Annotated in this window: 7 protein-coding genes and 1 pseudogene; all 8 read left to right on the top strand. The window is 41.5% G+C overall.

Going from position 1 to position 11,888, the window contains the following annotated elements; genetic code table 11:
• The first annotated feature begins 283 nt into the window (after positions 1-283).
• Positions 284-2,311 carry an NPCBM/NEW2 domain-containing protein gene (locus AC1DPQ_RS05465; RefSeq protein ID WP_477608304.1) on the top strand — a complete coding sequence of 676 codons (2,028 nt, stop codon included), beginning with the start codon at positions 284-286 and terminating at the stop codon, positions 2,309-2,311.
• A gap of 211 nt (positions 2,312-2,522) precedes the next feature.
• On the top strand, positions 2,523-4,643 hold the full coding sequence (locus AC1DPQ_RS05470) for a 3-keto-alpha-glucoside-1,2-lyase-like domain-containing protein (RefSeq protein ID WP_477608306.1): 2,121 nt from the start codon (positions 2,523-2,525) through the stop codon (positions 4,641-4,643).
• A gap of 44 nt (positions 4,644-4,687) precedes the next feature.
• Positions 4,688-6,046 carry a glycoside hydrolase family 43 protein gene (locus AC1DPQ_RS05475; RefSeq protein ID WP_477583178.1) on the top strand — a complete coding sequence of 453 codons (1,359 nt, stop codon included), beginning with the start codon at positions 4,688-4,690 and terminating at the stop codon, positions 6,044-6,046.
• Between the two features lie 73 nt (positions 6,047-6,119).
• Positions 6,120-7,652, top strand: a complete 1,533-nt coding sequence (locus AC1DPQ_RS05480; RefSeq protein ID WP_477608308.1) for a glycoside hydrolase family 43 protein — start codon at positions 6,120-6,122, stop codon at positions 7,650-7,652.
• A 49-nt stretch (positions 7,653-7,701) separates the two neighbouring features.
• Entirely contained in the window at positions 7,702-9,336 is a 1,635-nt protein-coding gene (locus AC1DPQ_RS05485; protein ID WP_477608310.1) for a glycoside hydrolase family 43 protein, read from the top strand.
• A 34-nt stretch (positions 9,337-9,370) separates the two neighbouring features.
• On the top strand, positions 9,371-11,299 hold the full coding sequence (locus tag AC1DPQ_RS05490) for a beta-L-arabinofuranosidase domain-containing protein (RefSeq protein WP_477583182.1): 1,929 nt from the start codon (positions 9,371-9,373) through the stop codon (positions 11,297-11,299).
• A gap of 188 nt (positions 11,300-11,487) precedes the next feature.
• Positions 11,488-11,625: pseudogene (locus tag AC1DPQ_RS05495) on the top strand (hypothetical protein); the annotation flags it as partial.
• A gap of 12 nt (positions 11,626-11,637) precedes the next feature.
• Positions 11,638-11,888: hypothetical protein (locus tag AC1DPQ_RS05500; RefSeq protein ID WP_477608312.1), on the top strand; the 251-nt coding region annotated here is incomplete at its 3' end.

Raw genomic sequence — 11,888 nt, forward strand, 5'->3', positions numbered from 1 at the left:
TGTCGAAACACCTTAAAGTGTATTTAAATAGGTCCTTCAACAAGCTCAGGATGACAAATCTATATTTATGATACACTTCTTACTACATATAGGTARTCTCACTGAAACCATGAATTTAAACTTAAAACTAATTGCAATTATATATACACACACAAATTAGATCAATAATGAATATCAAGAAAGAAAGTATTGCAGGTAACAGCGCTTTTTGCTGTAGCGAGGGTGCAGACTCAAAACCCGATTATAAAAACCATTTATGCATCCTATCAATTATAAATTAAAAATGAATACAGCAAGTAAAAGCATTTTTACGCTTGTCTCCGCTATTATCTTCAACTTAATAAATATAAGTACGCTTTCCGCACAAACTGTTTGGTTAGATCAATTGGATCTCAGCCCAACTACACAGGGCTGGGGCATACCTAAAAAAAACAGGTCGGTTGATGGCAACATCATGACCATCGCAGGCAAAACCTTTGRGCGTGGCTTTGGTACACATGCAGAAAGCTCTCTTTTTATTCAGCTCGGGGGCAAGGCAAATTCATTTACCGCGCAGGTTGGCATTGATGATGAGGTGAAAGGCAATTATCCCGCCGTAGAGTTTATTGTATTCGGCGATGGCGCGAAGCTTTGGTCGAGCGGTGTAATGCATTTGGGCGATACTGCCCGGCCATGTAATGTGAAACTTTCGGGTGTGAAAAAACTTGAGTTGCGGGTAACAGAGATAGGACACAACAACCATGCAGACTGGGCAGATGCAAAATTTGAGGCGGTTGGCGTATCAACTTTTGCTACTTTTTATCCTATCCCAAGTGAGCCCTACATTCTTACCCCTAAGCCATCGGCAAAACCGAAGATTAATAGCGCAAGCGTTTTCGGTGTCCGCCCAGGCTCTCCGTTTCAGTTCAGGATACCTGCCACCGGAGACCGGCCAATGACCTTTGTGGTTACCGGCTTGCCTCAGGGATTAAACCTGGATCAAAAAACAGGTCTTATCACCGGTAAGCTTGTAAAAGCCGGCACTTACGCTGTTCAATTGAACGCAAAGAATGCGAAAGGCATAGCCGAAAAAAGTTTACGCATTATCTGTGGAGATAAAATTGCACTTACCCCGCCAATGGGTTGGAATAGTTGGAATTGTTTCGCTGGAGAAGTTTCTGGTGATAAAGTTAAGCGCGCTGCGGAAGCAATGGTGAAAAGCGGACTTATAAATTAYGGATGGGATTATGTAAATATTGACGGGTACTGGCAAAATAACCGCGATTCGAAAGATCCCGACCTGCAAGGTAAGCTGCGGGACGAGGCTGGTAATATAGTTCCTAATAAAAGGTTTGGAGATATGAAAGCCCTGACAGGCTATGTGCATGGTCTCGGTTTGAAGATCGGCATCTATTCCAGTCCTGGTCCCTGGACCTGTGATGGCGGTGCAGGTAGTTATGGCTATGAAAAGCAAGATGCCGAAACTTATGCCAAATGGGGTTTCGATTATCTGAAATACGATTGGTGCAGCTATGGAGGAGTGCTAAATGGAATACCTGATAACGACCCAAACAAAGTAGTCTCCATATCTTACAATGGAGGTTATCAATTGTCTACGGCCGTAAAACCATACAAAATAATGGGAGATTATATCCGTCAGCAACCCCGCGACATTGTTTTCAGCTTGTGTCAGTACGGAATGTCGGATGTTTGGAAATGGGGCGATTCGGTAGGTGGAAACAGCTGGCGTACAACAAATGATATAACAGACAACTGGTCTAACGTTAAAGGCATTGCATTAGCGCAGGATCAGTCTGCAGCCTGGGCTAAACCAGGTAACTGGAACGATGCGGATATGCTGGTTGTAGGACATGTAGGCTGGGGTAACCTTCATCCGAGCTTGCTTAGACCAGACGAGCAGTATCTTCATGTGAGCCTTTGGAGCCTTTTCTCTACTCCGCTCCTAATTGGTTGCGATATGGAAAAGCTGGACGCCTTTACCCTGAATTTATTGACAAACGATGAAGTAATTGCTGTTAATCAGGATGCGCTTGGCAAACAGGCTACCTGTGTTCAGACTATCGGAGATCTGCGTATTTATGCAAAAGAATTGGAGGACGGGAGTCGTGCAGTAGGCTTTTGCAATTTCGGCCTGGAGAAGGTAGATATCTCTTACAGGGAGCTGAAAAAGCTTGGTATTTCAGGAAAGCAAATGGTGCGTGATCTTTGGCGTCAGAAAGATATTGCAACAATCCATGCGGACAAAGAGGCGCTTTCGGTGAAGGTTCCGGCGCATGGAGTAACGCTGTACAAATTTACACCGGTTAAATAGCTATACAGTGCTTTTGTGCGAGCAAAAATTTAATGCATTATAAAAGATAAATACATGAAACTTAAATTTTCAATCTGCTCATTTTGTACATATTTACTGCTTTTAGATTAGCAATTGCACAAACTAATCCCGAGTTGGCGCATGCATGTCGCGTGTGCCAGCTAATGCAACGCCCATCCATGGCCTCATTTATTTTAACACACACCGATTCATGAAAGCAATTTTTAATTTACTACCGCTAATTCTTCTTTTATTTTTCTTTAAATCTAATGCACAACAAATCATGCATCATGATGCTGTCCAGACGGTGAAATTACAGGGCAATGCGGGGGGAAAGCGTTTCGATGGAATTGGTGTGGTAAATGGGGGAGGCGCTACATCGGTACTGTTGAAGGATTATCCCGAACCCCAACGCAGTCAGATTCTCGACTTCCTTTATAAGCCAAAATTTGGAGCTTCCGTAAGCGCACTGCTTGTTGAGATTCCCGGCGATGGTAATTCAACGCAGGGGTCTATGCCGAGTCATATGCACACGCGTAACGATCTTGATTACGCCCGGGGCTACACCTGGTGGATCTTACAGGAAGCCAAAAAGCGCAATCCCGATCTTAGCCTCGATGCTACCGCGTGGAGCGCTCCCGGATGGGTTGGGAACGGAAATTTTTGGTCGCAGGATGCAGCAGATTATTACGTTAAATGGCTTCAGGGACTTCGTAAAGTTTATGGCCTTGAATTAGATGCCATCGGCTGCCGCAATGAAAAGGGATCTGACTACAATTTTGCGAAGACACTCCGTTCTACCCTTAATGCCAATGGCTTTGAAAAAATTAAGCTTCATGGGTTTGATCTCTGGTGGAAAGACAAACTAGACTTCGTAAAAGACTTGTTAAAAGATGAGCAGCTTCGCAACTCCATAGATATTATCAGTGCTCACACATTTTATGAAGGAGATACCGCTTCCCAACAAGTTCAGGAAATGGCTCAGAAACTTGATAAACCTATCTGGAACACCGAGGATCATGTTTATAAGAAAGGCTTCGATTGCCTGATCAGTATTGTGGAGTGTTTCAACCGCAACTTTATTCAAAGCGGTGCTACCAAGATCGTGAATTGGTATGATATTGCAGGTGTTTACCCTATCGAGCCATATTCAGAAGATCCTGCTGCTGTACTGGCGCAGTCGCCATGGAGCGGACATTACCAGGTACGCGAGGCTTTGTGGGGTTATGCACATTATGGGCAATTCTCGAAAGTTGGATGGCAATACCTGAATGGGGGTAGTGTTAACCTTAAAGGTGGTGGAACTTTAGTAACCTTAAAGTCACCTGAAAAGGACTATAGCATCATTATCGAAACAAAAAACGCAAAAGCTCCACAACAAATCCGTTTTCAGATCAGCGAGGGGCTGTCTCTAAAACAGCTTTGCGTATGGCGTAGTAACGAGAAAGAGCATTTTGTACAGCAAGCTGATATAAAACCAACAAAGGGCACATTTACACTTACCTTAGCGCCCAATTCAGTTTACTCTCTTTCCACCACTAGAGGGCAGCAAAAAGGAAGCTTTGCTAATATTCCCGATACAAAGCCCTTCCCCTTTCCATATTATGAAACATTTGAGCAATATTCCTCGCCTAAAGCATGGGGGTATTTACCACGTTATACTGCTGATATTGTCGATGCGTTTGAAATCACTGAACGCCCGGATAAAAAAGGCAAGTGCCTGCGCCAGGTTGTTCCAGAGGGAACCAACTCCTGGGGACCAGATTGGCGGCCTTACAGTATTTTAGGTGATGCGCAGTGGAAGGACTATGAAGTAAGTGCTGATGTTTATTTAAATGCAGGCGATAATGCTGGGCTTATGGGTAGGGTTAACCACGTTGGTACCGGGTATGGATTTATTCCAAAAGGCTATTACCTACAGCTTGAAGACAATGGCAAATGCAGCATAATTGTAACCAGGGGAAAAGAAGATAAAAAGGAACTTACCGGAGATGCTGAACAACAAGCAATTATCAAAAAACAAAACGATGAAAGCAAAGGTGGAGAAAAGGTGCTTGGTGAAATCCAACTTTCAAATATCAGCCATAGCCAATGGCATAACCTGAAACTCCAATTCGAAGGATCTGTTATTAGCGCATTCGTTGATGAAAAGCAGGTACTACAAGTGACAGATAGTTTGTACACCCAAGGAATGGCAGGACTGATTGCTGGTGGCGGAAAAAAGCTCAGTACACCTTTTTACGATAATTTACTGATCAATGGCAAAAATGCTCCTGTGCCGAAACCCTCTCTTGCAGYACCAGGACAACTGCCGATCTATATCGTTAAATAATTCTAAAATTAATTGCAATTATAATATATACACAGACATTTAGAATGACAATAAGTATCAAAAAGATAGTTTTACAGGTAACAGCTCTTTTTGCTGCAGTGAGCGTACAGGCTCAAAACCCGATTATACAAACCATTTATACAGCCGATCCGGCGCCGATGGTATACAAAGATACCGTTTACCTATACACCGGGCACGATGAAGATAAATCGACTGTGTTTGTGATGAAAAACTGGCACTGTTTCACATCTACCGATATGGTGAACTGGACAGACCGCGGATCGCCCCTGTCGGTTAAAACGTTCATCTGGGCGAAGCAAGATGCCTGGGCTGGGCAATGCATTGCCAGGAATGGAAAGTTTTACTGGTACGTACCTATGACCCATGAAACGATGGGAATGTCAATCGGGGTGGCTGTTTCTGATAGTCCTACAGGTCCGTTTAAAGATGCGCTTGGAAAACCACTGGTTCACAGCGGTTACGGAGATATCGACCCCACAGTATTTATTGATGGCGATGGTCAAGCATATCTCTATTGGGGGAACCCTTATCTTAAATACGTAAAGTTGAATCCGGATATGATTTCTTACGCTGGCGAGGTAGTTACAGTGCCGTTGAATAAAGAAGGTTTTAATGTACGATATCAAGATGTTGATAAAAGACCTTCAGCATACGAAGAAGCTCCATTGTTTTACAAACGCAAAAACCTGTATTATATGCATTATGCCGCAGGAGGTGTGCCTGAACATTTGGCATATTCAACCAGTACAAGTCCTACCGGACCATGGGTTTACCGGGATACCACTATGCAGGTAATTGGCAAGGGAGGCGCTTTTACCAATCATCCAGGTGTGATCGATTATAAAGGCAAATCGTATTTGTTCTATCATAACGCTGCATTGCCAGGTGGTGGAGGTTTTACCCGTTCCGTTTGTGTAGATGAGTTTCAGTATAATAAGGATGGGAGCATTCCGCAGATAACTCCAACAACCGAAGGTGTAAAACCTGTTGAACATTTAAATCCATTCATCCGCCAAGAAGCAGAAACTATAGCCTGGGAGCAGGGAATTGAAACCGAACGCAGCAACAACGCCGGAGTTTATGTAACCGAAATCAACAATGGCGATTTTATCAAAGTCCGAAGTGTTGATTTTAAGAACGGAGCAGGAATATTTCATGCAAATATTTCATCGGCATCAGGTGGTTTTATCGAAATACATATGGATAGCCTCGAAGGAGAACTATTGGGATCCTGTGAAGTTAAAAACACAGGAGGCTTGCAAAGTTGGACCACCGTTTCAATTAAAGTAAAGAAGATAAAGGGTGTTCATGATATGTACTTTGTTTTTAAAGGCAGTCAAGGCGATCTGTTCAATTTCAACTGGTGGAGATTCGATAAATAAGATCTTCCCTAAAGAATAATTAATCAACTGAAAATTAACCCTTAACGGGTATTCGTTAAATAAAATAAAAAACATGTTTAGAAAAAAAGTATTGTTAGGTACAGTCGTTGTTATAGCTTTTCTGGGAGGCAGAGAATTCGCAAAAGCTCAGACGAATGCAGGTAAACCGAAAATGGTTAAAGAAAACCTGGAAGAAAAATTCGCAAATGTTTCGCCAAAACTTACCTCCAATAATGCCAATCCTTTATTAGATTTTATGTTTACGGCCGATCCAACAGCTGTAGAATACAATGGAAGAATTTATGTGTATGCCACTAATGATCATCAACAGTATGAGCATGTAGGAAAGGATGGGAAAAATTCATACGAGCGTATCCGTACGCTGGTTATGATGTCTTCCGATGATATGGTTAACTGGACCTATCATGGTCTCATCAATACTGCCGAGCTGGCACCATGGAGTCAGAATTCCTGGGCGCCTTCCATTACATCCAGAAAGGAAGCAGACGGCAAGACACACTTCTATCTGTATTACTCCAATAGTGGTATTGGTACAGCCATGCTTACTTCCACCTCTCCGGTTGGCCCGTGGAAAGACCCATTGGGAAAAAACATAGTCGACCGTTCTGTTCCCGGTGTGGATGTTGATGCTCCATTCGATCCCGGAGTTGTGATTGATGACCAGGGTGCAGGCTGGCTTGCTTTTGGAGGCGGATCGCCTAAAACGAAATATATGCCAGATAATGCTAGAATCGTCAAGTTAGGAAAAGATATGATCAGTTTGGTCAGCGATGTTGCTAAAATACCCGCCCCTTATTTTTTTGAGGCAAGCGACCTTAATTTCATCAACGGAACCTGGGTTTATACCTATAATACAAATTGGGAAGAACGCACAGAATGGCCTTATAGCAATATCGACAAACCAACCAAATGCAACATGTCTTATATGACCAGTAAAACACCCTTAAGTCCGGAGAGCTGGAAGTATCGCGATAATTACTTTAAGAATACTGGCGAGGTTAAAGTGGGGCCTTTTACAAACAACCACACTCACCTTTTCAAGTTTAAAGAGAAATATTATATTGCTTACCATGCCATGTATTTACAGGATTATTTTGGTACCAAGGGTGGTTTTCGTAATGTGGGTATCGAACCAATACAGGTTGATGAAAAGAATGTGAATATCCCCATGGTCAACGCAACTTTTAAAGGTCCATCACAACTTAATCCACTAAATCCATTCGTGCTTCAGCAAGCAGAAACTACTGCAGGCACTTCGGGGCAAGTTCAGTTCGAAGCTGTTGGTAATCCAGGCAATATGGTTGCTAAAGGAAAAGCAGATCAACAATGTATTATGGTGCGGGGAGCCGATTTTAGCAAGCAGATTCCTGCCAAATTCGAAGCCAGGGTGAAAGGAAAAGGTAAAATTGATGTTTATGTAAATCATCTTAAAGGTACCCCTCTTGTTTCCCTTATATGTGATGAGAAGGAATGGACTACACTTTCAAAGAAAATAGACCTGAAAATAGATAAAGGAGTAATGAATATCTATTTTGTGTTTAATGGAGAGGGCTTTTCGTTTGATGAATGGAAATTCATTCGTTAATTCCGATTGCAGGTTTATTAATGCTAATTACAATTAAAATCGGTTAAGAATGAAAAACCCAAACGAAAATATAAAAAATGCGATTTACAGGTTATGTATAATAGCCTTAATTGTGACCCTTATTGTACCATGTTTATACGCACAAAAAGCCACTAATCCCATTATTTATGCAGATGTACCAGATATTTCAATAGTACGTGTAGGCAATAACTATTACATGAGCAGTACAACGATGCACATGAGCCCAGGTGTGCCCATTATGAAATCGACAGATCTTGTTAATTGGAAAATTATCAATTATGCATATGATACTTTGGCAGATCTGCCGGCGCTAAATTTAACAAACGGTCAAAACGCATACAGCAAGGGTTCCTGGGCAAGTAGTTTGCGCTATCACAAAGGGATATATTATGTAACCACTTTTGCATACACCACAGGTGAAACCTATATTTTTAAAACAAAAGATATAGAAAAAGGAAATTGGGAACGAATTTCTTTTAAGCCAGCGTATCACGACCATTCCTTGTTTTTTGATGATGATGGCAAGGTATATTTAATTTATGATGCAGAAAGACTAAAAATTGTTGAATTAAATGAGGATTTAACAGGTGTTAAACCAGGCGTTAAGGAGCGGGTTCTCATCGATAATGCCAGCACACCAACAGGAAAAGAAGTGGGGCTTGGAGCTGAAGGATCTCAATTATTTAAAGTAAAAGGCAAATATTATTTATTTAACATTTGTGCACCACGCGGTGGAATGCGAACTGTACTTATACACAGGGCAGATCATATCAACGGCCCTTGGGAAGGAAAAATTGGCTTACAGGATAGAGGAATTGCTCAAGGCGGACTGATCAACACTCCCGATGGACGTTGGTTCTCTTATCTTTTCCGCGATTATGCTGCGGTTGGCCGAGTTCCTTATCTCGTTCCTGTCAAATGGGAAGATGGCTGGCCTGTATTAGCAGAAAACGGTAAAGTCCCCGAACAGCTAGACCTGCCGGCCAGTAAAGGTTTAATCCCAGGTATTGTGGCTTCTGATGAGTTCACCCGTAAAAAAGGCGAGCCTGCTTTGCCGCTGGCTTGGCAATGGAACCATAACCCTGATAATAGCTTGTGGTCTGTAACTGAAAGAAAAGGATTCCTGCGCCTCAAAACAGGAAGAATCGACACTGATTTTCTTCAGGCCAGAAACACACTTACACAACGCACTATTGGTCCAACCAGCTCAGCTTCTGTAGCCCTGAATGTTTCCAAAATGAAAGACGGCGATTTTGCCGGATTTTCAGCTTTCCAAAAAGAGTATGGATCAGTGGGCGTTAAAATTGATGCGGGTCAAAAATCGATCGTAATGATCACTACTGATCATGATAAGCCTGTCGAAGTACAGCGAATTCCATTGAATCAAGACCAAATTTACTTCAGAATCGATTGCGATTTTACCGGCAAGAACGATGAAGCTAATAATCTTTACAAGCTTAATGGAAAAGATGAAGCCAATTTCTTTTACAGTCTTGATGGAAAAGTTTGGAAAGCAATAGGGCGACCTTTGAAGATGAAATACGACATTCCACATTTCATGGGTTATCGTTTTGCTTTGTTTAATTATGCTACAAAAAATATAGGGGGCGCGGCCGACTTTGACTTTTTTCGCATAACGAATTCTATTCCCACAGAAAAATAAGGTTTATCCAATATTATAGACTGTAGATAATTTTATGAACCAAATATTAGGAGAAACGATAGCTGGCAGAACCTTAAGTTACTTGTTTAAGGATAGTTTGCGGAGGAATAATTCCCATGGCTACAGCTATTTAAGTGGTAAAAGTTTAACCATCCTGTTTTTTCTTTTGGTAAACTTTACGCTGGCAAATGCCCAAAGTAGGGCTAAGCTCACCGCTTTCCAAGCAAAGGATGTAAAATTAAATGCGTCTTGGATCCTTGAAAGGGAAGCCTTAAATACCACTTATATCGGTTCTCTGGATGCCGATCGATTGCTTCATAATTTTAGGATAAATGCCGGACTTCCATCTACGGCAAAGGCATTAGAGGGTTGGGAAAGTCCCAATATCGGCTTACGTGGTCATTTTGTTGGCCACTACCTTTCGGCTGTCTCGATGTTGATTGAAAGGTATCATGAGCCCGTTCTCTCCAAAAGGCTCGAATATATGGTTATTGAGCTTGCCAAATGCCAGCAAGCCCTTGGCAGGGGATATCTCAGCGCGTTTCCCGAATCTGATTTTGAGAAACTGGAGACAAAATTTACTGGAGTCTGGGCTCCTTATTATACTTATCATAAAGTGATGCAGGGGCTTTTAGATGTTTACACACGCACTGGGAACCAAAAGGCACTGGAGATCGTTAATGGTATGGCAGGATACGTAAAATTAAGGATGTCAAAGCTTGATAATCAAGCCATTGAAAGAATGCTTTATACCGTAGCGGCAAACCCCGAAAATGAACCTGGGGCAATGAACGAGGTATTGTACAAGTTATATAAAATCACAAAAAATCCAATGCATTTTGAGCTTGCAAAGCTATTTGACAGAGATTGGTTTCTGCAGCCGCTTTCCAAAAATCATGACATTCTTAGCGACCTGCATACCAATACCCATTTGGTTTTGATTAATGGCTTTGCTCAACGGTATATGCTTACCGGTGAGCAGGCATACCATGATGCGGTACTGAATTTTTGGAATATTCTTGAGCATGACCATACTTATGTCAATGGATCAAGTAGTGGTCCGCGCCCTAATGTAACTACGCCAACTTCGCTCTCTGCAGAGCACTGGGGGCTGCCAGGGCACTTGAGCAACACGATGACGAAAGAGATTGCTGAATCATGCGTTACCCATAATACCCAAAAGCTTACCGCCGAACTGTTCACCTGGACAGGAAAACCAACGTATGCCGATGCTTATATGAATGCTTTTTATAATGCGGTACTGCCTACCCAGAATGACCAGAATGGAACTTGCGTCTATCATCTTCCCCTTGGTTCACCAAGAACAAAGGCTTTTTTAAAGGAAAACGATTTTCGTTGTTGTAACGGAACGGCAATAGAAGCATTTGCAGGTCTTAATGCCAATATTTATTTCAGGGATTCATCAAGCCTTTGGATCAATCAATATATCCCTTCCCAGCTCAATTGGCGTGAAAAAAAACTTACCCTTAACCAAACGGGTAATTTTCCTAAGGACAAGGAGGTTTTGTTTTCTTTTTCAACTGAAAAGGATATCCGACTAACCGTTAACTTATTTGTTCCCTCATGGGCAAATGAGTTGAAGATTTATGTGAATGGGCGCTTGCAATCCCAAACTGCTGTTCCAAATTCTTTTGTGCGGCTGGATAGGGTCTGGAGAAACAAGGATCAGATTAAATTGGTATTTGATTATCGCTTTAGAATCGAGCGCATGCGGGATGACATGAACAAAGTTGCTTTTTTTTACGGTCCTACATTGTTGGCTTTCGATACCGATACCGAACTCGCATTGAGGAGCAAACCTGAGCAGTTATTAACAAACCTATCCATAATTGATTCTACATCTTTCCAATTGAAGGATGGTAAGCATGTTTATACCTTACGTCCTTTTTATGGTATAAGCAATACACCCTATGGTGTTTATGCATCGATCAGGGAATATTAGACCATTTAATTGTTAGTGATTTAAGCACCTTTATGCATTCTGCTTACCTACAATTTTCCTGTTTATTAAAAAATATCAAAATATAAGCGTAGCTTGGTTATGTCAATATTAAACAGCCGTTTTGTAACCAAATTTTATTTCAAATTAATTATTTGAAGGTAATAATGCTTCTGTATTGAGTAGAATATATGTTTCGGATTTTAATTTTAATAAGCACATTCCTACTGTGTAATTCTCTTTTTGCTCAAGAAAGTTTATACCAATTTTCTCATCTGGATATTGCTAACGGCTTATCTGATAATCAGGTAAAAGCCATATATAAAGATCATAAAGGGTTTATGTGGTTTGGAACCCAAGCCGGCCTCAACCGCTATGATGGACATGAATTCAAGGCATTTAAACATAATATAAAGGATAGTACCAGTATCCCCGATGATTATGTTCTTAACATATTCGAGGGGCCGGATAAAGATTTATGGATTAAATCTGGCAGTGGTTTCAGTATTTATAATCCTTTGACAGAAAAATTTGAGCCATTTCAGGATAAACACCTTAAAAAATATAAAATTCCGGGCGGATACCTTAAAGA

This window comes from Pedobacter sp. 01T416_2, assembly GCF_056398925.1.